Annotated in this window: 19 protein-coding genes; 11 read left to right on the plus strand and 8 right to left on the minus strand. The window is 72.8% G+C overall.

All coding sequences use genetic code 11. The features are described 5' to 3' along the window. The first annotated feature begins 19 nt into the window (after nt 1–19). From G514_RS0100240 to G514_RS0100255, 4 genes are all read left to right on the plus strand, one after another. Complete coding sequence (locus tag G514_RS0100240; RefSeq protein WP_028650131.1) at nt 20–2,083, plus strand: GDSL-type esterase/lipase family protein; 2,064 nt, start codon at nt 20–22, stop codon at nt 2,081–2,083. 46 nt (nt 2,084–2,129) lie between these two features. Next, nucleotides 2,130–2,768: a nitroreductase family protein gene (locus tag G514_RS23930; protein WP_084151670.1), complete on the plus strand. Its 639-nt coding sequence runs from the start codon at nt 2,130–2,132 to the stop codon at nt 2,766–2,768. A 247-nt stretch (nt 2,769–3,015) separates the two neighbouring features. After that, nucleotides 3,016–3,774, plus strand: a complete 759-nt coding sequence (locus tag G514_RS28775; protein WP_157544518.1) for a hypothetical protein — start codon at nt 3,016–3,018, stop codon at nt 3,772–3,774. 2 nt (nt 3,775–3,776) lie between these two features. Then, entirely contained in the window at nt 3,777–4,136 is a 360-nt protein-coding gene (locus tag G514_RS0100255) for a superantigen-like protein SSL4 (protein WP_157544519.1), read from the plus strand. A 68-nt stretch (nt 4,137–4,204) separates the two neighbouring features. Here the strand turns inward: G514_RS0100255 and G514_RS0100260 are convergent, their stop codons facing one another. From G514_RS0100260 to G514_RS0100270, 3 genes are all read right to left on the minus strand, one after another. After that, entirely contained in the window at nt 4,205–5,191 is a 987-nt protein-coding gene (locus tag G514_RS0100260) for an NAD-dependent epimerase/dehydratase family protein (protein WP_028650133.1), read from the minus strand. An 80-nt stretch (nt 5,192–5,271) separates the two neighbouring features. Continuing rightward, a complete protein-coding gene (locus G514_RS23940; protein ID WP_051246315.1) occupies nt 5,272–6,780 on the minus strand; it encodes a M1 family metallopeptidase in 1,509 nt (502 codons plus the stop codon). Then, nucleotides 6,777–7,340 (minus strand): RNA polymerase sigma factor, encoded by a 564-nt coding sequence (locus G514_RS0100270; protein ID WP_028650134.1) that lies wholly within the window; start codon nt 7,338–7,340, stop codon nt 6,777–6,779. Before G514_RS0100270 ends, G514_RS23940 begins: the two co-directional genes overlap by 4 nt. Before the next feature lie 95 nt (nt 7,341–7,435). On the opposite strand from G514_RS0100270, the gene G514_RS30055 reads away from it, so the two are divergent. Then, nucleotides 7,436–8,908 carry a serine/threonine-protein kinase gene (locus G514_RS30055; RefSeq protein ID WP_036563221.1) on the plus strand — a complete coding sequence of 491 codons (1,473 nt, stop codon included), beginning with the start codon at nt 7,436–7,438 and terminating at the stop codon, nt 8,906–8,908. On the opposite strand, the gene G514_RS0100280 is transcribed toward G514_RS30055, so the two are convergent. Then, on the minus strand, nt 8,905–9,582 hold the full coding sequence (locus G514_RS0100280; RefSeq protein WP_028650135.1) for a hypothetical protein: 678 nt from the start codon (nt 9,580–9,582) through the stop codon (nt 8,905–8,907). The two genes, G514_RS30055 and G514_RS0100280, sit on opposite strands and share 4 nt — an antisense overlap. A 119-nt stretch (nt 9,583–9,701) precedes the next feature. On the opposite strand from G514_RS0100280, the gene G514_RS23950 reads away from it, so the two are divergent. Next, the gene (locus G514_RS23950; protein ID WP_084151672.1) at nt 9,702–11,219 is read left to right on the plus strand and encodes a DHA2 family efflux MFS transporter permease subunit; all 1,518 of its coding nucleotides are present in this window, start codon (nt 9,702–9,704) and stop codon (nt 11,217–11,219) included. A gap of 48 nt (nt 11,220–11,267) precedes the next feature. Further along, entirely contained in the window at nt 11,268–12,773 is a 1,506-nt protein-coding gene (locus tag G514_RS0100290) for an amidohydrolase (protein ID WP_245582051.1), read from the plus strand. Nucleotides 12,774–12,779: 6 nt separating this feature from the next. Here G514_RS0100290 and G514_RS0100295 read toward each other — a convergent pair whose 3' ends face one another. The 4 genes from G514_RS0100295 to G514_RS23955 all read right to left on the minus strand — a co-directional run bounded on the left by G514_RS0100295 (nt 12,780) and on the right by G514_RS23955 (nt 16,431). Beyond that, nucleotides 12,780–13,700: an SGNH/GDSL hydrolase family protein gene (locus tag G514_RS0100295; protein WP_028650137.1), complete on the minus strand. Its 921-nt coding sequence runs from the start codon at nt 13,698–13,700 to the stop codon at nt 12,780–12,782. Between the two features lie 72 nt (nt 13,701–13,772). After that, nucleotides 13,773–14,657, minus strand: a complete 885-nt coding sequence (locus G514_RS0100300) for an SGNH/GDSL hydrolase family protein (RefSeq protein WP_051246318.1) — start codon at nt 14,655–14,657, stop codon at nt 13,773–13,775. A 5-nt stretch (nt 14,658–14,662) separates the two neighbouring features. Continuing rightward, a complete protein-coding gene (locus G514_RS0100305; RefSeq protein ID WP_028650139.1) occupies nt 14,663–15,517 on the minus strand; it encodes an SGNH/GDSL hydrolase family protein in 855 nt (284 codons plus the stop codon). Between the two features lie 14 nt (nt 15,518–15,531). After that, complete coding sequence (locus G514_RS23955; protein WP_051246322.1) at nt 15,532–16,431, minus strand: SGNH/GDSL hydrolase family protein; 900 nt, start codon at nt 16,429–16,431, stop codon at nt 15,532–15,534. A gap of 67 nt (nt 16,432–16,498) precedes the next feature. Between G514_RS23955 and G514_RS0100315 the strand changes: the two genes are divergently transcribed. The 4 genes from G514_RS0100315 (at nt 16,499) to G514_RS0100330 (ending at nt 21,021) form a co-directional block, all read left to right on the plus strand. Beyond that, a complete protein-coding gene (locus G514_RS0100315; RefSeq protein ID WP_051246324.1) occupies nt 16,499–17,446 on the plus strand; it encodes a cation diffusion facilitator family transporter in 948 nt (315 codons plus the stop codon). 22 nt (nt 17,447–17,468) lie between these two features. Further along, nucleotides 17,469–18,596 (plus strand): ROK family transcriptional regulator, encoded by a 1,128-nt coding sequence (locus G514_RS0100320; protein ID WP_028650141.1) that lies wholly within the window; start codon nt 17,469–17,471, stop codon nt 18,594–18,596. Nucleotides 18,597–18,627: 31 nt separating this feature from the next. Continuing rightward, nucleotides 18,628–19,941 carry an extracellular solute-binding protein gene (locus tag G514_RS0100325; protein WP_036563153.1) on the plus strand — a complete coding sequence of 438 codons (1,314 nt, stop codon included), beginning with the start codon at nt 18,628–18,630 and terminating at the stop codon, nt 19,939–19,941. A 126-nt stretch (nt 19,942–20,067) separates the two neighbouring features. Further along, nucleotides 20,068–21,021: a carbohydrate ABC transporter permease gene (locus G514_RS0100330; protein ID WP_211222003.1), complete on the plus strand. Its 954-nt coding sequence runs from the start codon at nt 20,068–20,070 to the stop codon at nt 21,019–21,021. The last annotated feature ends 92 nt before the right edge of the window (nt 21,022–21,113 follow it).

A 21,113-nucleotide genomic window follows, 5' to 3' on the forward strand; every position in this document is an offset into this window, starting at 1 on the left:
TCCAGGAGGAGGGACCGCCATGGCTGTCACCGACGTCGTCCGAGGAGTCATGTTCGGCACCGGGGCCGACCACGTCGCCAAGCGCCGGACGCTGTTCTTCGCGGCCTCGGTGGTGCTGCTGCTGACCGTGGCCCGTAGCGGGGCGCCGTCGCTGGGCTTCGGGCTGGCGCTGTCGGTCTTCCTCGTCGCGTCGGGCCTGTGGCTGCGCGGGCAGTACACCGGCTACCTCTCCGGGACCCCTGCCGTCGACCGGTGGTGGGTCTACGCGGCTGTGCTCGTCCTCGCGATCGCACTGGGGGTCATCTACAAGATCCTGCTGGCGAACGACGTCGCCAGCAGCGGCCTGCTCCTCGGCGCCCTCGTGCTCACCTACTTCGCGATCGGCGGCGGGCTCGCGGTGTGGCGCGAGAACGGCACGTGGGTCGGCCGGGTCGGCGTGATCCTCGCGGGGCTGGCGGTGCTGCTGGTCCTCGTCGGCTACTGGGTGCTGCACCGCACCGACACCCACCAGCTGTGGGTCGGCGCCGGGTTGCTGGGCCTGGGGCTCGCGGTCTGCTGGCCGGTCGCCGTGGCGTTCCTGTCGGAGCGGGGCACGACGTTCCTCGCCTCGTGGGGGTCGAGCACGGTGCTGTGGGTGGTGATGGGTGTCGGGCTGGTCGGTGCCCTGGCGTGCGGCTGGTGGATGTGGGTCGACAGCGGCCACTCGAGGTTCATGGTGTTCCTCGTCGTCGCGCTCGGCATCCTCACCGCGTCGGTCGCGTCGAGCACCCGCGCCGACATCGTGCTGATCATCGTCGCGCTCGCGGTCATGGGGTTCACGCCCGGCGACGGGGGGACGCCGCCGTCGGTCGCGGGCAAGAAGCACGTGCTGGTCGCGCTCGGCGACTCCTACATGTCCGGTGAGGGTGCCTCGATCTTCTACGACGGCACCGACACGGCCGGCGAGGACACCTGCCGCCGCGCGCCCTCGGCGTGGGCGATGCAGGCCGGCCGGCTGGCACCGTTCGACGGCACGGTCTTCCTCGCCTGCTCGGGCGCCAAGTCCGCCAACATCCGCACCTCGAACCCCGACGGCTCGGACCTGCCGAAGGTCTTCGTCCAGGACGGCGAGGGGGCGACGCAGCTCGCGCACTACCGGGAGCTCGCGGCGTCGGAGAAGTTCACCCCCGAGCTGGTGGTGCTGAGCATCGGCGGGAACGACGCAGGGTTCTCCACGATCGGCGTGATGTGCCTGGTGCCCGGCAACTGCGCGGAGAAGGGCCACTGGTGGACCGGCGGGCTCGCGGACGTGCGCAGGTCGCTGGACGCGACGTACACCCAGGTGCGCGACGCGTTCCCGGGCACGCCGGTCGTGGTGACGGCCTACCCCGACCCGATCTACCGCGGCAAGGGCGAGCTCGCCCCGGCGTCGGCCGACGACGTGCTGCGGCGCTGCTCGCAGGTCGCGCTGCGTCCCGAGGAGCGGGCGTTCGTCGCGGGGTTCCTCGAGCAGCTCAACGAGACGGTCCGCGAGGTCGCCGTGGCGCACCACTTCTACTACCTCGAGGAGATGAAGAGCTCGTTGAAGGACGCCGGCCTGCAGCTGTGCGACCCCGCGAACAACGGCCGGCCGGGGCTGAACTTCATCGGCCTGCGCTCGGTCTCCGGGCTCGCGGAGCAGCGGTTCAACCCCGCGAACTGGTCGCACAACAGCCTGCACCCCAACGAGCGCGGCCACCAGGCGATGCTCGAGACGTTCGAGCGCTGGCTGGCGGCGCACCCCACCCTGCCGGTCGACGCCCCCGAGGAGGACGCCGACGATCCCGCTGCCGAGCCCATGGAGGCGCAACCCGCGAGGGCGGCGCTGCTCGCGGACGACGCGACCGGCTTCACGCCGGTGTGCAGCCCGCTGGACCCCAACCCGTCTGGCTGCCGCTCGCGGGGCACCCACTGGGCGGTCGAGGAGACCGGCGACGCGCTGGTGCAGTCGGTGCGGGCGACCCAGGTGGTCTTCATCGAGGCGTTCTGGTGGGTGTTCGTGCTCGGCTTCTTCGGCTGGCGCCGGCGGGTGTGGAAGGACGCTCCTCGCACCAACCTGGTCTGACCGCGAGGTCCGGGATGAACGCCGCCGCGCCGGCTGTTGCCCCCGCATGGCCGAGCTCCTGCCGCTGCTGCGCGAGCGCCGCAGCATCCGCGTGTACGACGACACGCACGTGCTCGCCGACGACGAGCTCGCGGTGCTCCTCGAGGCCGCCCGGTGGGCGCCGTCCGCCGGCAACTCCCAGCCGTGGGCGTTCCTCGTCGGCCGCCGCGGCGATGACGCACACGCGGCGTTCGTCGAGCTGCTCGCGCCCTCGGTGCGGCGCTGGGCGCCCGCGGCGTCGGCGCTGGTCTTCACCCTCAACCAGGTCGCGTCCGGACCGGAGGACGATGCGCTCGGCTACTCCGACTACGCGCAGTACGACCTCGGCCAGGCGGTCGCGCACCTGACCGTCCAGGCGGCTGCGCTCGGGCTGGGCGTGCACCAGTTCGCGGCGTTCGACCACGACGGCCTGACCGCGCTCGCCGGCGTCCCGCCCCACTGGCGGGTCACGACGGGCCTCGCGGTCGGCCTCGCCGTCGAGTCCGACCTCGTGCCGCGCACCCGGCGTCCCGTGCCCGACCTGGCCTTCGGCGCGCGGTTCGGCGATCCGGTGCCGCTCGCCTCAGCAGTCGTCGACCTGGCCACTGAGGGTCTTGATGGCGTCGAGCCGACCCTGGGCGTCGACGTTGGCCTCCGGAGCGAGTAGTGCGATGGTCGCCGTCGACTGCGCCCGCTGCAGGCAGGCCAGCTCGGCGCGGTCCCGGTCGGCCTCGTCCGCGGCCCTGACGACCACGAGCCCCACCCCGAGGACGGCCACCACCAAGCACAGGTTGACCACCAAAAGCAATCGCTCCATGGGGCCATACCATATGGCCCGCTCCGGTCCCTAACGTCGAGAGACATCATCCTCCCTCCGGGCGTCGGACCCCCGGGGTCTACCACTGGAGCAACAGGTGAAGAGAATCCTCCACAGGCTCAGCCTGGCCCATGTCGTCGCGGTGCTCGCGGTCGCGCTGGTCCTGGGATCGGGGTCGGCGTACGCCGCCAAGCAGATCACCAGCAAGAACATCAAGAACAGCACCATCAAGGGCGTCGACGTCAAGGACGGCGCCCTGACGGGCGCCGACCTCCAGGACGGCAGCATCGGTGCCGCCGAGCTCGCCCCCGGGATCTTCAGCGGTGGCGTGGGCGACAATTCGGTGACGTCGGCGAAGATCGTGGACGGGACGATCACCGCCGCCGACATCGGCACCAACGCGGTCGGCACGGACGAGGTCGCCCCGGACTCGCTGACCGACGCCGACCTGGCGAGCAACTCCGTCGGCCAGGCTGAGATCCAGACCGACGGTGTGGCGGCCACGGAGATCGCCGACAGCTCGATCGACAGCGGTGAGATCGTGGACTTCGGCCTGACAAACCAGGACATCGGGGTGCTGACCGCGCAGGTGAACGCGGACGGCACGCTCGCGAACAGCTCCGGGGGCGTCAGCAGCATCTCCCTGGGCACGGGGACCTACGAGGTCGACTTCGGGCTGAACGTCTCGTTCTGCACCCCTGTGGTCACCCAGGGTGAGGCCGGGATCGGTGGCGCCGGAGGCGCGGTCACCGCGGCCACCGACCGGTCGGGCAACGCGGAGGCGTTCTTCGTGACCACCCGCGACTTCGCCGGCGCGCTGGCCAACCGGGCCTTCCACCTCGTGGTGGTGTGCTGACCATGAGGCCTCGACCCATCACCGTTGCGGGCGCGGTGCTCGCGCTCGGTCTGCTGGGGGCGGTGCCGGCCGTTGCGGCGTCGGTCTCCGGCGGGGACAGCGGTCAGCCGCCACCCGGCGCCCCCGCCGTCCACGTGGAGGCCGAGCAGCCCGGCGCCGAGGCGCAGCCACCACCCGGCGCTCCCGCCGTCCACGTCGAGGCGGAGCAGCCCGGCCCGGAGGCGCAGCCGCCCAACCCCCACCCGCAGGAGGCAGGCCCACCTGTCGGTGTCGGGACGCCGAACGACGAGCCCGGCGCTCGTCCCCAGCCCCACCAGGTCGACCTCGGGACCGCCGTGAGCGGCCCGGACCTCGGCGGGTAGCCGGGGCGGGATAGTCCCAGACGTTCTCGACGTCGCCCGAGCGTGCCTCGCGGCGGGAACGTCTGGGACTATCCCGAGACCTGAGCGTGCCAGGCGCTCAGGAGCTCCTGCTCGCGGTCGAGGCCGATGCCGCCGACGACGGCGTCGGGGGTGGCGTCGAGCCAGGCGAGCGTGTCGCGGGTGGTGTCGGCCAGCGGGCGGATCGTGAGCCCGGCGTCGAGGGAGGGTCCCACGTCGTGTGAGCCCAGGCCGTCGTACTCCGGTCGCGGCAGCCACAGCGGGATCGACGCCGGACCCGACCACGGCTCCACCTCGTGCTCGCCGAGGAAGCCCTGGTCGACCCAGGTCCACGTCACCTCGGGCTCGACCCCCTCGGCGCACTGGGCCAGCAGGTCGGCCATCGGCAGCGGCGTGCCCACGCCGTCGAAGACACCGGTGGTGCGCTGCTCGCACGCCGTCACCGCCCACGCGGCGAGGTCGCGGACGTCGGCGACCTGCATGACGTCGCCGGGGTCGCCCGGCGCCAGCAGCTCACCGCCGTGCGCGAGCCGGCGCGGCCAGTAGCTGAACCGCCCGGTCGGGTCGCCCGGGCCGACGATCAGCCCCGGCCGCATGACCATCGCCGACGCCGCCCCGTCGAGCACCGCACGCTCGCACGCCACCTTCATCGGGCCGTACGCCTCCGGCGTCTCCTTGAGGTCGACGTCCTCCTCGATCGCGTCCACGAGCGGGAGCGTCGCGGGCGTGCCGCCCGGCGTGGTGTCGTCGGCGTACACGTTGACGGTCGAGACGAACACCCAGTGCGCGTCGGCGTACGCCGCGACGGCGTTGCGCACCCACGAGGGGTGCCGCGCCACGTCGACGACCGCGTCGAACTCGCCGAGGGTGGACGCGTCCAGCGGCTGGGTGCGGTCGAGCGCGACCAGGCGCGCACCGTCGGGCACCGAGCCCGAGGTCCCGCGCGCCGCACAGGTCACCTCGTGCCCCCGAGCGACGGCGTCGGCCGCCACCGCCCTCGACAGGAAGACCGTCCCACCCAGCACCAGGAGTCGCATGCCAGCCACCCCACACTCCTCGGACGGGTCAGCACAACCTTTCGGCGCCTCGATCAGCCGAGGGCAGAACGCGGCGAGCGTCAGGAGCGGGGCGGCGTGGTGGGGCTGAGCAGCCAGTCGTCGAAGAACGAGCGGTCGACGTGGGTCCGGTCGACCAGCCAGTCGAGGTACTCCTCGCGCGACACGTTGGTCTCCGGCGCGCGGGCCGGCCAGTCGCGCACGAGCGTCCAGAACGCGTCGTCGCCGATCCGCTTGCGCAGCTCGTGCCACATCAGTGCAGGGCCGTAGTAGACGTTGCCCTCGCCGAACTGGGTCGGGTCGTAGTCGGCCGGCGCCCCCGACTTGGCGCGCATCGCCCCCTCGAACGACGCCCAGTCGTTCATCACGGCGTCGACCGTGCGGCCGTCGGCCTCGGCCTGCCAGCAGCCCTGGAGGTACATCGCCATGCCCTCGTTCATCCACACGTCGGCCCAGTCGTCGGGCGTGACCTCGTCGCCGTACCACTGGTGCGCCATCTCGTGCACCAGCACCGCCTCCGACGTCGTGTAGTCGGTGACGCCGAGCGTGATCATCGTCTGCGTCTCCATGCCGCTGCGCGAGTCGACGAGCACGAAGCCGAGGCTGTCGAACGGGTAGGGCCCGAGCAGCGCCTCGAGCCAGTCGAGACCCTCGGCCGCCGACTCCAGGCCCTGCGCGAGGCCGGGTCGGTCGCTCGGCACCCAGTAGGAGATCTCGGTCCCGCCCTGGGAGGTGTTGCTCGTGCGGGTGTAGTCGCCGATCGCCACCGTCACGACGTACGACGACGCGGGCTTCGACAGGTGCCAGCTCGTCGTGGTCAGGCCGTCGTCCTCGGTCTGGTCGACCAGCTCGCCGTTGGCGACGCCGACCCACGGTGCCGGCACCGTCACGCTGATGTCGTAGAAAGCCTTGTCGGAGGGCTGGTCGTTGACGGGGTACCACGTGAACGCGCCGAAGGGCTCCTGCATCGTCCAGGTCTCGCCGTCCGGCGTGATCGTCCAGCCGCTCGTGCTGAAGTCGCTGCGCGTGGTCGGCGCCGGGGTCGGCTCGGGGGTGCCCGAGTAGCGCACCTCGAGGACGTAGCGCTCGTCCTCGGTGACCGGCGTCTGCACGACGAGGTCCTTGCCGCTGTGGTCGAACGCCACGTCGGCACCGTCGAGGGTCACCGCCGAGACCTCCAGCGGCTCGCCCAGGTCGAGCTGCAGGTGGTCGCCGGTGCCGGTCGAGCGGAGCTCGATGGTCGCGACGCCGACGAGGGTCCGGGTCTCTGGGGTCCAGGCGAGGTCGAGGTCGTAGTGCAGCGAGTCGACGCTCGGGTCGCCGACGTCGGGGTAGAGCGAGTCCTCGACCGGCTCGCTCAGCGCCGGGTCCAGCGCCGGGTCGTCGGCGTCGGCGGGCGCGTCGGTCTCTGCGGGGAGCAACGCCGAGGCGGACGGCGCCTGCGTCGCGGTCGACTCCGCGGACGCGGGCCGGGTCGGTCTGCTCGCCGTGCCGGAGCCGTCGCTGCAGCCGGTCGCCAGCGTCGCGGTGAGGAGGAGTGCCCCGAGGGTGCCGAGCGAGGCCCGCCTCACGACGATTCCGCCAGCAGCGGTCGCACCAGCCGCCGGCCGTGGTGGATCTGCGCCTTGATCGTGCCGAGCGGTGCACCGACGAGCTGGGCGATCTCCTCGTAGGGCAGGCCGTAGACGTCGCGCAGCAGCAGCGGCTCGACGAACTGCGGGTGGTCGCGCTCCAGCGTCTCCATCGCCTCGAGCAGGTCGAGGCGGGTGCCGGCGATGACGCTCGTGGTGCGCGGGTCGGGGCGCGCCATCGCGCCCGACTCCTGGGGGTCGGCCGCGACGGCCTGGTTCTTCATCCGGCGGTACGTCGAGCGCGCGGAGTTGACCGCGACCATGTGCAACCACGTGGTGAAGCGCCCCTGCTGGTTCCAGGTGCCGATCTTCTGGGAGACCTTGATGAGCGCCTCCTGGCAGGCATCCTCCGCGTCGGGCGTGTACGGCAGCACCCCGCGGCAGACGTTCAGCGTGCGCGGCCGCACCGCGGTGAGCAGCATCTCCATCGCGTCGCGGTCGCCGTCCTGGGCGCGCCGCGCCAGCTCGTCGATCTCGTCCGGTGTCACTGCCTCACCCATCACGTCTCCACCCTCCCCAGCGGCACCGAACATACCCGCGGCCCGAGGGCTCACGTTTCCCCGGGCGCAGGAGGGGCCAAGATGTGGGCGTGCCCATGCCCCACCGACTCGGCCGCTACGCCGTGCGCCGCCGGATCGGCTCCGGCGGGTTCGCGACGGTCTGGCTGGCCTACGACGAGCAGCTCGACTCGCCGGTGGCCATCAAGGTGCTCGCCGACAACTGGACCGAGGACCACCAGATCCGGCAGCGGTTCCTGGAGGAGGGCCGCTACCTGCGCAAGGTCGAGTCGCCCCACGTCGTCTCGGTCTACGACGCCGGTGAGCTCGACGACGGCCGGCCCTACCTCGTGATGTCGTACGCCGACCAGGGCACGCTGGCCGACCGGCTCGACGTCGAGCTGACCCCCGCGCAGGCTCTCGAGGTGATCCGCCAGGTCGGTGCCGGCCTGCAGGCCCTGCACGACCGCGACATCCTGCACCGCGACGTCAAGCCGGCCAACGTGCTCTTCCGCAGCATCGACGGAGCCGAGGAGCGCGGCGTCCGCGCGATGCTCGGCGACCTCGGACTCGGCAAGTCGCTCGACATGTCCTCGCGCCTCACGATGGTCGCCGGCACGCCGACCTACGTCGCGCCCGAGCAGGCCGCCGCCCAGGCGCCCGACGCGCGCGCCGACCAGTACTCCCTCGCCGCGCTCTCCTTCCTGCTGCTCACCGGCCGGGCGCCGTTCACCCACCTCTCGCTGTCCGACGCGATGAACCCGGGCGCCCTGCCGCCGGTCTCGACACCGGAGCGCCCGTTCCCGAGCGCCGTCGAGGCGGTCCTGCGGCGCGGGCTCGCCCACGACCGCGACGATCGCTACCCGAGCGTGACGGCGTTCGTCGACGCCCTGGCCGACGCCCTCGGCCCCGCCGCCGCGGGACCCACCGCCCAGACCTGGCTCGCGCGTGACCCCGAGCTGACCCAGGCCGGCCCGCGGCCGACCCCCCAGCCCGAGGAGGGCGGACTGCCCGAGCCGGCGCTGCCGCGGCGCCGGGGCCGCCGGCTCGGGGTGCTCACGCTGGTCGGGCTGGTCGCGCTGGTCGTCGGCGGCGGCGCGGGGTACGCCGCGCAGCGTCAGCTCGCCCCGACCGACCGCACGGTCTCCGACGCCACCGGCACGCTGTCGGTCACCGTGCCGGCCGACTGGGACCGCGCCGACGCTCGCGACGGCTGGACGCCGCCCGGCACCGACACCTCGCTGCCGGCGCTCTCGGTCGGCACCAGCGAGGACTGGGCAGCCCAGGACTCCGACGACGAAGGGGTCTTCCTCGGGCTGCTGAGCAGCACCGAGCTGCCGGAGGCGGTGCCGCAGCACCCGGAGTGCGACACCGCGGGTCGGACGATCGACGACGCCCGCGACGGCGACACGTCGAAGACCGTCGTCTACGCCGACTGCACCGGCGGCACCGTCGTGGTCGAGCGCGTCGTCCAGGTCAGCACCAACACGCTGCTGTGGGTGCAGATCCGCAGCAGCGACCGGGCGACGGCCAACCAGGTGCTTGACGACGTGCGGACGCACGGTCTCTAGTCGCTGTCGGCTCCCTTGGGCGCCAGCGGGCGCAGCGAGCTGATCGCCCGGCCGAGCAGGTCGTTGAGCCCCTGCTGGTCGACCTCGCGGCCCGTCACCGCCACCGACGCGTAGGCCGTCTTGCCGTCGAAGGACACCCATCGCTCCGTGGTGTACCTCAGGTGGTCGCCCTCGACGTAGCTCGCGATGAGGGTGTCGCCCGTCTGGCTGAGCACGGTGAAGTCGGCGATGTTGCCGTCGTCCTCGGTGAGCTCGAGGAGCGCGATCCGCTGTGCGACGGCGCCGGAGACGGAGACGTTGGCGCCGGTCTGGATCGTGACGCGCAGCAGGTAGGTCCCCGTCGAGGCCTCGGGGTCGACGAAGTTCCACAGGTTGTCGGAGGGGTGGCTCGAGCGCCAGCCGACGGGGATGTCGACCTTCACCCCGGCCCCGGTGGTGTCGCGCCGCAGCCGCAACGTCTCGGTCGCCAGCCCCGTGGCGTGCATCGCGGGGTCGTCGGGGTCGGGGGCGTAGGTCGGCGCGACCGGTGTCGGCACGGACGGCGAGACCGCGGGCATCGGCGCCAGGGTGCTGCTCCCGGTCGGCTCGGGCTGGCCGCGGTCCGCGACGGCGTACCCGCCCGCGACGCCGGCGCAGAGCAGCACGACGGCCACCCCGAGCGCGCGCCACCACATGCGCCCGACCCTAACGAAGTGGGCGGGAGCGATGAATCGAGAAAGTCCGCGGGGTCTGTCGTATTCGTCGGCACCCGTTCGTAGAAGGGGTGACGACCCTTCCGGACCAGGAGACCCAGATGACCACGCAGACGCCCTCCTCGCAGGCCCATCAGGCCCAGCAGGCCGACCAGACCGCCGAGTCCACGGCGTCGAGGAGCCGCTGGCTGGCGCTCTACGTGCTCTGCCTGGGCGACCTGATGATCGTGCTCGACCAGAGCATCGTGAACGTCGCGCTCCCTTCGATCCGCACCGATCTCGGCTTCTCGCAGGCCTCGCTCGCGTGGGTCGTCAACGCCTACCTCCTCACCTTCGGCGGCTTCCTGCTGCTCTCGGGCCGGCTCGGTGACCTGCTCGGCAACCGCCGGGTCTTCCTCGGCGGCGTCGTGTCCTTCACGATCGCCTCCGCCGTGTGCGGCCTCGCGCCGAGCGCGTCGTTCCTCGTCGTCGGCCGCGCCGTGCAGGGCCTCGCGGGTGCCACCGTCTCCGCCGTCGCACTCGCGCTGATCATGGGCCTGTTCGGCTCGCCGGCCGACCGCGCGAAGGCGATGGGCGTCTTCGGCTTCGTGATGTCCGGCGGCGGCGCGGTCGGCGTGCTGGCCGGGGGCGTCCTGACCGGCCTCCTCAGCTGGCACTGGATCTTCCTCGTCAACGTCCCCGTCGGCATCGCCGTCGTGGTCGCCGCCCGCGCGATGCTGCCGGCCGACCAGGTCCAGGCGGGCTCGACCAGGCTCGACGTCCCGGGCGCCGTGCTCGTCACCTCTGCGCTGATGCTCGCGGTCTACGCCGTGGTCGGCGGCAACGAGGCCGGCTGGACGTCGACCCGCACCGTGGTCCTGCTGGTAGCCGCCGCGGTCCTGTTCGCGGCGTTCGTCGGCTGGGAGACCAGGGCGGCCGCGCCGCTCGTCCCGCTGCGGCTGTTCAGGCTCCGCAACGTCTCGGTCTCGCAGGTCGTCGGCGTGCTCTGGGCCGCTGCGATGTTCGCCTGGTTCTTCCTGGCCGCGCTCTACCTCCAGCAGGTGCTGGGCTACAGCGCCCTCGAGGTCGGCCTCGCGTTCGTCCCGACCAGCCTGGTGATGATGTTCTGCTCGCTGAAGGTCTCCGACCGGCTGGTGATGAGGTTCGGCATCCGTCCCCCGCTGACCGTGGGGCTCGCGCTCGCCGCGGTGTCGCTGGGCCTCTTCGCGCTGGCGCCCGTCGACGGGAGCTTCGTCACCGACGTGCTGCCCTCGATGATCCTGCTCGGCATCGGCGCCGGCATCGCCTTCAACCCGGTGCTGCTGGCCGCGATGGGTGACGTCGAGCCGCACGAGGCCGGGCTCGCCTCCGGCGTCGTGAACACCTCGTTCATGATGGGCGGCGCCCTCGGCCTGGCCGTGCTGGTGGCGGTCTCCGACTCGCGGACGGCGTCGCTCGCCGCAGGCGGCTCCTCGGCCGTCGAGTCGCTGCACGGCGGCCTGCAGGTCGCCTTCGCGGTCGGCGCCGTGGCCGCCGCGCTGGCCGCCGTGGTCGGCGGGGTGCTCCTGCGGCCCCAGCCGATGGCCGTGCCGGAGCCGGACCACGAGGACTGCGACTGCCTGGAGCCCTGCGCCGCCTGACCCGTCCGGGCCATTGCCGGGCCGGTGGCAACCACTAGCGTGCTGCCGGTGAGCCTGCTGATCCGTCGCGCGCGGCTGGTGCCGATCGGACCTGCTGCGGCTCCACCGCAGCACCCGGTCGACGTCCTCGTCGAGGACGGTGTGGTCACGACCGTCGCCGCGCACCTCGACCCCCGCCCGGGCGTCGAGGAGCACGACGCCGACGGCCGCTGGTGCGCACCGGGACTCTGGGACCAGCACGTCCACCTCACGCAGTGGACGCTCTCGTCGCAGCGGCTCGACCTCGCGGCCGCGCGCTCGCCCGAGCAGGTGCTGGCGCTGGCCGCCGAGCGAGTGGCGTCGCTGCCCGGCGTCCCGGTCATCGGGTGGGGCCACCGGCCGGGCGGGTGGACGCGCGACGTGACCGTCGCCGAGCTCGACGCGGTCACCGGCGAGACGCCGGTGGTGCTGATCGCCGGAGACGGCCACCACGCGTGGCTCAACACGACGGCGCTGATGCACCTCGCGATGCCGGTGCGCGACTCGGTCGTCCGCGAGACGGAGTGGTTCGCGGTCTACCCCCGCCTGGTCACCCTCTTCGGCAGCGACGGCACCTCGCCCGACGCGTTCCGTCGCACCCTCGACGCCGCGGCCGCGCGCGGCGTCGTCGGGCTCGTCGACTTCGAGTTCGGGGGCAGTCGCGACGACTGGACCGAGCGGTGGGGCCACGACTGCGACCTGCTGCGGGTCCGCTGGGCGACGTACGCCGACACGCTCGACGACGTGGTCGCGGCCGGCCTCAGGACCGGCGACCCGCTGCCGGGCTGCGACGACCGGATCACGATGGGGCCGCTCAAGATCATCAGCGACGGCTCCCTCAACACCCGCACCGCGTGGTGCTGCGACCCCTACTCCGACGCCCACCGCCTCGAGCACCCCGCCGGCCAGCCCAACCTCTCCGGCGCCGAGCTCCGCGAGCTGCTGGCCCGCGCCCATGCAGGCGGACTGGAGGTCGCCACCCACGCGATCGGCGACGCCGCCGTAGCCGAGGCCCTGGGCGCCTACGCCGACACGGGTGCGATCGGCTCGATCGAGCACGCCCAGCTCGTCGGCCGCGAAGACGTGTGCCGGATGGCCGCGCTCGGCGTGCGGGCCAGCGTCCAGCCGGCCCACCTCCTCGACGACCGCGACCTGACCGAGCTGGCGTGGCCTGGTCGGGCGGAGCGGTGCTTCGCGTTCCGCTGGATGCTCGACGACGGCGTCGAGCTCGCGCTCGGCTCCGACGCCCCCGTCTCGCCGCTCGACCCGTGGCTGGCGATTGCGGCGGCCGTGCACCGCAGCGCCGACGACCGCGACCCGTGGCACGCCGAGCAGGCGCTCACCCCGGCGGAGGCGCTCGCCGCCTCCGTCGACGGTCAGCCGACAGTCGGCGTCGGCTCACCCGGCGACCTGGTGCTCCTCGACGCCGACCCCCTGGCGGTCGGGCCCGACTCCGCCGCGACGGGTGCGGCCCTGCGGAGCATGCCGGTCGCGCTGACCGCGGTGGCCGGGCGGGTGGTCCACTCGACGCTCTGACACGGCCTAGTGGTCGAGGTCGAGCTTCTTCATGATCAGGTCAGCGACCGCCTGCTGCTCCTCGGCGAACGGGTGGAACGCCAGCGCGCGCATCAGGTCGGTGTTCACGCCGTTGACCCACGCGTCCTGGCCCGCGCAGATGTCGTGACCCCTGCTCGCCTTGAGGACGTCGATGAAGTCGGCCTTGGCCTTCTTCGCCGCGGCGCGCATCGCGTCGTTGAGCCTGACGACGAGGTCGCGCACGTAGGGGTAGTCGCCCTTGGCCAGCGGCAGGATCCGGCAGGTGCCCTTGCCCGGCAGCGGCTGCGGGTAGCCCACGAGCATCACCCGCGCCTGCGGCGCCCGGTCGTGGATGCCCTTGAGCGCCGCGGTGATCCGGCCGCGGATCTTGTCGATCCGCTCGACGAGCAGGTCCTTCTTCCGGCCGGCGTCCTTCATGTAGTCGCGGCATGGTGACCCGTCGGGGTCGCTGAGCCCGAGCTGGCCGCAGGTCCCGACCATGGTCTGGAACAGCTCGAGGTCGTTGCCGCCGATGCCGAGCGTGACCAGCGAGGTGTCGGCGGACAGCGCCGCGAACTGCGGCGGGTAGACGTGGTCGGCGCTGTGCTGGGCGCCGACCAGCGAGACCGTGCTGGCGCCCGAGCAGCTCACGTCGACGAAGGCGGACTTGAGCTGGTTGGCCACCTGGCTGGCGTAGTTGCCGTTGGAGCGCAGGCAGCCGGTCTCCTGCTCGGTCTGCGGCACCCCGGGCGCGGCGGTGTAGGAGTCTCCGAGCGCGACATAGGTCGGGTACGGCGAGTCCACGCGGGGCAGGGCCGTGGTCGGCGCGGGGTTGCCCACGGTCGCCGAGGGCGGCCCGTCGTCACAGGCGGTGAGCGCGAGTGCAGCGAGCAGCGCGGCGGCGGCGAGGGCGCGGCTGCTGGGCATGGTCTTCACGGTACGGCGGGCATCCATCTCCTCAGCATCAACGGACGAACGCCGCCCGCGTCACTGCCCGCGTCACTCCTGCAGCGCCTGCACCACGAGGTCGGCGACGGCGGCCTGGTAGGCCGCGACCGGGTGGTAGGCCGCCGCGACCCCCGTCCGCGCCTCGACCCCGTTGAGCCAGGCGTCCTCGCCGGCACAGACGTCGTGCCCCTCGCTGGGGCCGAGCACCTCGACGTACGTCGCGCCCGCGGCGGTGGCGGCCTCGCGCATGGCTGCGTCGAGCGCCTCCCACTGCGCCCGCACGAACGGGTAGTCGCCCTTCGCCAGCGGCAGCTCGGGGCAGGTGCCCTCGGCCGGCACGAGCTGCGGGTAGCCGACGAGCAGCACCCGCGCCCCCGGCGCCCGGCGGTGCACCTCGAGGAGCAGCGCCTCCAGCCGGTCCCCGATCCTGGGCGGCAGGGCGGTGAGGTCCGACCCGGCCGAGGTGCCCTGGCGCTCGCACGGGTTGCCGGTCAGGTCCTCGGCCGCGATCGACGTGCAGACGAACATCACGCCGAGGAACCACCCGAAGTCGTTGCCGCCGAGCCCGACGGTCACCACGTCGGTGTCCTCGGTCACCGCGTCGAGCTGGGGTGGGCGCGGCGTGCCGAGGACGCCCTGCGACTGCGGCTCGGCGCCGTTCTCGGTCGTGGCGCCGCCGCAGCTGACGTCGGTGAGGAGCGCGTCGATCGCCTCCGCGACCAGGCGGGGGTAGCTCAGGTCCGACTGGCCGCAGCCCTCCCCGTCGCGACGGGTCGACGGGAGTCCGGCGCCGGAGGTGTAGGAGTCGCCGAGCGCGACGTAGCGCCGGTCGCCGCGGTCGGCACCGTCATCGTCGGGCGCGGCGTCGCGGCACCCGCCGAGCGCGATCGCCGTCGTCAGCAGCGCGACCCACGCCGCGAGCCGATGGGCGCGCACGACGCTCAGTCCCGGAGCGCGGCCAGGACGAGGTCGGCGACGGCCCGCTGGCCGCGGGCGAAGGGGTGGTAGCCCGCGGCGGTGCCGACGACCGTCGTGGCGCCGTTGACCCACGCCTCGTCGCCGGCGCAGATGTCGTGGCCCTCGCTCGCGCCGAGCACGTCGACGTAGGTCACGTCGGCCGCGTCCGCGGCGTCGCTCAGCTTGTCGTCGAGCAGCTCCATCATCGACCGCACGTAGGGGTAGTCGTCCTTCGCGAGCGGAAGCGCGGCGCAGGTGCCGGAGGCGGGCACCAGCTGCGGGTAGCCGACGAGCAGGATCCTCGCGTCCGGCGCCTTCTTGCGGATCAGGCCCAGGGTGTCGACGACCTGCTTCCGGATCGTCTCGGAGACGACGTCCGCATCGGCGTTCCCCGCCTCGCCGAGGTCCTGGCAAGGGTGGCCGTCGGGGTCGCTGGCGGTCAGCGCGGTGCAGCCGGAGAAGAACCCCGCGAACCAGTTCTGGTCGTTGAAGCCGAGGCCGACGGTCACGAGGTCGGTGCCGGGCTTCACGGCGTCGAGCTGCGGCGGCACCGTCTCCGTGCCGATGACCTGCGGTCCGGCGACGTTGACCGTCGCGGCTCCGCCGCAGCTCGCGTCGTCGAGCCGGGCGCCCAGCTCCTTCGCCACCAGCGCGGGGTAGGCGAGCCGCGACCGCTGGCAGACGGGGCTGGTGGTCTGGGGGAGGCCGGCGCCGGAGGTGAAGGAGTCGCCCATCGAGACGTAGGTGCGGATCGGCTTCGCCGCCTGCTCGTCGTCCTTGCAAGCGCCCAGCGCCAGGACCGCCGCGCACAGCACCGAGATCGTCACAGCCCGGCGCACGGGAGCACGCTACGTCACCGCGCTGACTTCACCGCATCGACCACGAGGGCCGCCACGGCCCGCTGCTCCCGGGCGAACGGGTGGTACGGCGCCGTCCGCCCGCTCGGCCCGGCCCCCAGCACCCACGCGTCCCGTCCGGCGCAGATGTCGTGGCCCCGGCTCGCGGTGAGCACGTCGATGTAGGTGGCGCCCGCGTCGCGGGCTGCGAGCCGCATGCTGGCGTCGAGCGCGACGAAGAACTCGCGTGCGTAGGCGTAGTCGCCGGCGGCCAGGGGAAGCTGCGCGCACGTGCCGCTCTCGGGCACGGGCTGCGGGTAGCCGACGAGCAGGACCTGCGCGCGCGGCGCCCGGGTCTGGACCTCCTCGAGCACCCGCGCGAGCCGCTCGCGCACCGCGTGGACCCCCGCGAGCAGGAGGTCTCCCGTGGGCGTCTGGAACGACGCCCGGCACGGCGCGCCCATGGGGTCGTACGCCGCGAGTGCTGGGCACTGCGAGAACAGGCTCGCGAAGCCCGCGTCGTTGACGCCGAGGCTCACCGTGACCAGGTCGGCGCGGGCGTCGACCTGGGAGAGCTGCGGCGGGTTGCTCGCGAACGTCGTCTGCGCGGACTCGGCGTTGGAGGTCGTGGCCGCACCGCAGCTCACGTCGACCACCTCGGTCCTCCGCGACAGCCGCTCGGCCACCCGGGCCGGGTAGTTGCGCGCCGAGCGGAAGCACCCGCTGGGCGACGCCGGCGGGATGCCGGCGCCGGCCGTGTAGGAGTCGCCGAGCGCGACGTACCGGTCGACGACGCGTGCCTGTTGCAGGCTCGATCTCTTGTCTGCTGCGAAGTGGCCCCCCGCCCCCGCTGCGTCCGGCTGTCCTCCCAGCAGAACGAGCACCCCCACGAAGACCCACGTGACCGTGGTCTTCATGAAGTGGTTGTTACCCCAACACCGGGGGGTACCAACCCCTGTGGCCCCACCATCGACCGAAGAAGGTATGAGCTCGTCGCTGTTCACGGTCGCCGTGGCCTTGGTCGCCAACGGACTCCTCGCGGTCGCGAAGTCCGTCGCGGCGGTGGTCACGGGATCGGCGGCGATGGTCGCGGAGGCGGCGCACTCCTGGTCCGACACGGGCAACGAGGTGTTCCTGCTGGTCGCCGAGCGCCGCGGCAGCCGGCCTCGGGACGATGAGCACCCGCGCGGCTACGGACGGGCGACGTACATCTGGTCGCTGGTGGCGGCGTTCGGGCTCTTCTCCGCCGGTGCCGTGGTGTCGGTGTGGCACGGCGTCACCGCGCTCATGGGCGAGCCCGGCAAGGCCAGCTACACGGCGAACTACGTCGTCCTGGCGATCGCGTTCGTGCTGGAGGGGACGTCGTTCGTCCAGGCCAGCCGCCAGGTGCACGGCGCCGCGCGGCGGTTCCGGCGGAGCCCGGTCCGCTACGTCGCCGAGACGTCGAACCCCACCCTGCGGGCGGTGTTCTTCGAGGACTTCTCCGCCCTGGTCGGGCTGCTGATCGCGGCACTCGGCATCGGCCTGCACCAGCTCACCGGGCGCCACGAGTTCGACGCCGCGGGCTCGATCGCTATCGGGCTGCTGCTCGCCGGTGTCGCGATCTTCCTGATGCGCCGCAACATGGACTACCTGCTGGGGGAGGCCCAAGGCCCGGAGGTCCACGACCAGGTGCTGGAGCGGATCCTCGGGCACCCCGACGTGAACCGGGTGACCTACCTGCACCTGGAGTTCGTGGGTCCGCAACGCCTCTTCGTGGTGGCCGCGGTCGACCTCACCGGCGACGACCGGGAGCCCGACCTGGCCCGCCGGCTGCGTCAGGTCGAGAGCGACGTGGAGCGCAGCGACCTCATCGAGGACGCCGTGCTCACGCTGTCGCTGCCGAGCGACCCGTCCCTGACGCCGGGAGATCACCCCTTGACAAGAAATTAGTAAGGACAGTTAACTAACAAATGTGACGACGGTCTCCACCCCGGCCCGCAGGGCGCTGCGCCCCTCGGGCCGCCACCTGCCGGAGGACACCCGCCGCCACCACCGGGCGCTGCTGCTGCAGCTGCTGTTCCGCCACGGCCCGGCCAGCCGCGCCGACCTCGCGCGCGCCAGCGGCCTGACCCGCGTCACCGTCTCCGACGTCGTGGGCGGCCTGGTCGCCGAGGGCCTGGTCACGGAGTCGGCGGCCCCGGTCCAGGGCCGGGTCGGCAAGCCGCCGGTGCTCGTGCAGCTCGCCGAGGAGTCGCGCCAGATCGTGGCGGTCGACCTGTCGGCGGACGGCGTGGCCACCGGCGCCCTGCTCAACCTCTCCGGCGACGTCCAGGAACGGCGCAGCCGCCCGCTCGAGGGTCGCCGTGGCGAGGACGCCGTCGCGCTGGTCCACGCGATCGTCGCAGAGCTCGTCGAGGTCGCCACCCGCCCGGTGCTCGGCATCGGGGTCGGCACCCCCGGGGTGGTCGACGCTGCCGGCGTCGTCGTCGACGCCCCCAACCTCGGCTGGCACGACACCGCGCTCGCCGAGGGCCTGCGCTCGGCGTTCGACCTCCCCGTCTTCGTCGCGAACGACGCCAACACCGCCGTGCTCGGCGAGCACACGTTCGGCGACGCCGGCGACGGCGGGCTGATGCTGGTCCGCGTCGGCACCGGTGTCGGCTCGGGGCTCGTCCTCGAGGGGGCGCTGCTGCACGGCCACCGCTCGGCGGCCGGCGAGGTCGGCCACGTGGTCATCGACCCCGACGGCGCCGAGTGCGCCTGCGGCCGGCGCGGCTGCCTCGAGACCGTGCTCGCGGCGCCGCGGCTGCGCGAGCGGGTGGCCGCCGACGGCCCCGACTCGCTCGCGGAGGTCGGCGCCCAGGTCGGCGTCGCCCTGGCGCCGGTGGTCGGCACCCTCAACCTGCACGAGCTGGTCCTCAGCGGCCCGCTCGAGCTGCTCGACGGCCCGCTGCTCGAGGCCGTCGACCGCACGATCCGCGAGCGCACCATGCCGGTCTCCGGCGACCAGCTCGTGGTCCGCACGTCCGCGCTGGGCGACGACGTGGTGCTCGTGGGCGCCGCGGTCCTCGTCCTGGCCGGTCAGCTGGGGGTGTCCTGATGACCCGCCGGCACCACCCAGGAGAAGCAGCATGATCGAGAGGAACAGCAGGGTGCGCACACTCAAGCAGAATCTGGCGCTGGCCGCGGCCGGCGTGCTGGCGCTCGGCCTCGGCCTGTCCGCCTGCGGCGACGACGACAAGGCCGACGCGGCCTCCGGCGACGGCGGCCCCGAGAAGGCCGACATCCGGGTCTGGCTCAACGGGGCGGACACCCCCGACGCGGCCCGCGAGTGGCTCAAGACCACCTTCGAGAAGGACCACCCCGGCTCCACGCTGACGATCGAGCAGCAGGAGTGGGAGGGCCTGGTCGAGAAGCTGACGACCTCGCTGTCCAGCGACTCCGAGACGCCCGACGTGGTCGAGGTCGGCAACACCCAGGCGCCGACGTTCACCTCGGCCGGCGCGTTCAGCGACGTGAGCGACGAGCTCGGCGACTGGGGCGGCGACGACCTGCTCCAGGGCTTCGTCGAGGGCGCGCAGGTCGACGGCAAGACCTACGCCGTGCCCTACTACGCCGGCTCGAAGTACATCTTCTACCGTAAGGACCTCTTCGAGGCGGCCGGCATCGCCGTACCCACGACCATGGACGAGTTCGTCCAGGCCGCGATCGACCTCAAGGCCGCCAACCCCGAGCCCGCGAACTTCTCCGGCTTCTGGTTCCCCGGCCAGGACTGGCGCAACGGCGTCGCCTTCGTCTGGAACGCCGGCGGCGACCTCGCGGTCCAGGACGGCGACGAGTGGAAGGGCGCGCTGTCCTCGCCCGAGTCGGTCGAGGGGCTCGAGACCGTGCAGGCGCTGATGGAGCAGGCCTCCGGCGCGGCCAAGGACGGCAACGAGGAGAACCCGCAGACGCCGTTCTGCAACGGCGAGGTCGGCATGCTGTCGGCGCCCGGCTGGGTCAAGGGCCTCATCGAGGACCCCGAGGCCGGCTGCCCCGACATGGTCGCCAACCTGGGTGTCTTCGCGCTGCCCGGCAGCGACGGCGAGCCCGCCCCGGTGCTGCTCGGCGGCTCCGACATCGCGATCTCGGCCAAGTCGAAGAACCAGGACCTGGCCCGTGACGTCGTCGGCCTGATGCTCAGCGACGACTACCAGAAGCTGATGGCCGCGGCCGGGCTCACCCCGGCGAAGAGCTCGCTCTCGAGCGAGCTCGGCAGCGACGAGTTCGCCGCCGCGACCATCGCCGCGGCGTCCAACGCGAAGCTCACCCCGGCCGCACCGGGCTGGGCCGAGGTCGAGGGCTCCCGGGTGCTCGAGGACTTGTTCGTCGACATCGCCACCGGTGGTGACGTCGCCGAGCTCGCCGCCGCCGCCGACGAGAAGATCACCGACCAGCTCAACTGAGCGAGCCGAACGCACGCCGAGTCGTCGTTACTGATGAGCAGTAACGACGACTCGGCGTCATGAATCCGCCACCACGCGTCCACAGGCATGATCGCCGGACGGGATGTCCACAGGAGGAGTGAGGAGGTGAGCACGACGACCAGCGCGCCGCCCGAGACCGTGGCCGCCGAGCTGCCGACCGAGCCGCGGCCGCGGCGCGGTGCCGGGCGCCTCCCCTACGGCCTGGTGGTGCCGGCCGCCGCGCTCCTCGCGCTCTCGCTGGGCTACCCGCTCGTGCGCCAGGTGGTGCTGTCGTTCCACGAGTACGGCCTGGCCCAGCAGTTCGGCCGGCCCGCCGACTTCGTCGGGCTCGACAACTACCGGGCCTTGGTCACCGACGCCTACCTCTGGAAGGTGCTGGCCCGCACCGTCGTGTTCTGCCTGGTCAACGCCGCGGCCACGATGGTGCTCGGCATGGGCATCGCGCTGCTGATGCGGCTGATGGCGGGGCCGGTGCGGCTCCTAGTGCAGGGCGGCCTGCTGCTCGCGTGGGCGATGCCGGTGGTCGCGTCGCTGATCGTGTGGCAGTGGCTGTTCGACACGCAGTACGGCGTCGTGAACTGGAGCCTCAGCCGGCTCGGCGCCGACTACGAGGGCCACTCGTGGCTGCTCGAGCCGCTGTCGTTCTTCTTCGTGGCGACGGTGATCGTCGTGTGGATGAGCGTGCCGTTCGTGGCGTTCACCGGGTACGCCGCACTCACCCAGGTCAGCGAGGACCTCACCGAGGCCGCCGAGCTCGACGGCGCGGGCGCCTGGCAGCGGCTGCGGCACGTCGTACTGCCCTCGATCCGGCCGGTGCTCCTGATCATCGGGCTGCTGCAGGTGATCTGGGACCTGCGCGTCTTCACCCAGATCTACGTGCTGCAGAAGGCCGGGGGTGTCACCCGCGACACCAACCTGCTCGGCACCTACATCTACCGCCTCGGCATCGGCGGCGGCGACTTCGGCACCGCCGCTGCGGTGGCGATGTTCATGCTCGCGCTGACCGTGCTGCTGACCGCGCCGTACGTCCGCACGATGCTGAAGGCGGAGGAGAGCTAGGCCGTGTCTCTCAATTCATGGCGGCGCCGGACGCCGCCCAGATCACGCGCTGGCGGCGTTGCCGACACTTCGGAGACGCCCAGTCTGCGCGC

Origin of the sequence: Nocardioides halotolerans DSM 19273, assembly GCF_000422805.1 — a bacterium.
Taxonomy (GTDB): Bacteria; Actinomycetota; Actinomycetes; order Propionibacteriales; family Nocardioidaceae; genus Nocardioides; species Nocardioides halotolerans.

Bases quoted from the DNA above. Each gene is read 5' to 3' on its own strand.
- G514_RS0100260 (WP_028650133.1), bottom strand. From the start codon at position 5,191: ATGCGACTCCTGGTGCTGGGTGGGACGGTCTTCCTGTCGAGGGCGGTG.
- G514_RS23930 (WP_084151670.1), top strand. From the start codon at position 2,130: ATGGCCGAGCTCCTGCCGCTGCTGCGCGAGCGCCGCAGCATCCGCGTG.
- G514_RS23955 (WP_051246322.1), bottom strand. From the start codon at position 16,431: ATGAAGACCACGGTCACGTGGGTCTTCGTGGGGGTGCTCGTTCTGCTG.
- G514_RS0100325 (WP_036563153.1), top strand. From the start codon at position 18,628: ATGATCGAGAGGAACAGCAGGGTGCGCACACTCAAGCAGAATCTGGCG.
- G514_RS0100295 (WP_028650137.1), bottom strand. From the start codon at position 13,700: ATGCCCAGCAGCCGCGCCCTCGCCGCCGCCGCGCTGCTCGCTGCACTC.
- G514_RS0100255 (WP_157544519.1), top strand. From the start codon at position 3,777: ATGAGGCCTCGACCCATCACCGTTGCGGGCGCGGTGCTCGCGCTCGGT.
- G514_RS0100240 (WP_028650131.1), top strand. From the start codon at position 20: ATGGCTGTCACCGACGTCGTCCGAGGAGTCATGTTCGGCACCGGGGCC.
- G514_RS23950 (WP_084151672.1), top strand. From the start codon at position 9,702: ATGACCACGCAGACGCCCTCCTCGCAGGCCCATCAGGCCCAGCAGGCC.
- G514_RS0100315 (WP_051246324.1), top strand. From the start codon at position 16,499: ATGAGCTCGTCGCTGTTCACGGTCGCCGTGGCCTTGGTCGCCAACGGA.
- G514_RS0100270 (WP_028650134.1), bottom strand. From the start codon at position 7,340: ATGGGTGAGGCAGTGACACCGGACGAGATCGACGAGCTGGCGCGGCGC.
- G514_RS0100280 (WP_028650135.1), bottom strand. From the start codon at position 9,582: ATGTGGTGGCGCGCGCTCGGGGTGGCCGTCGTGCTGCTCTGCGCCGGC.
- G514_RS30055 (WP_036563221.1), top strand. From the start codon at position 7,436: ATGCCCCACCGACTCGGCCGCTACGCCGTGCGCCGCCGGATCGGCTCC.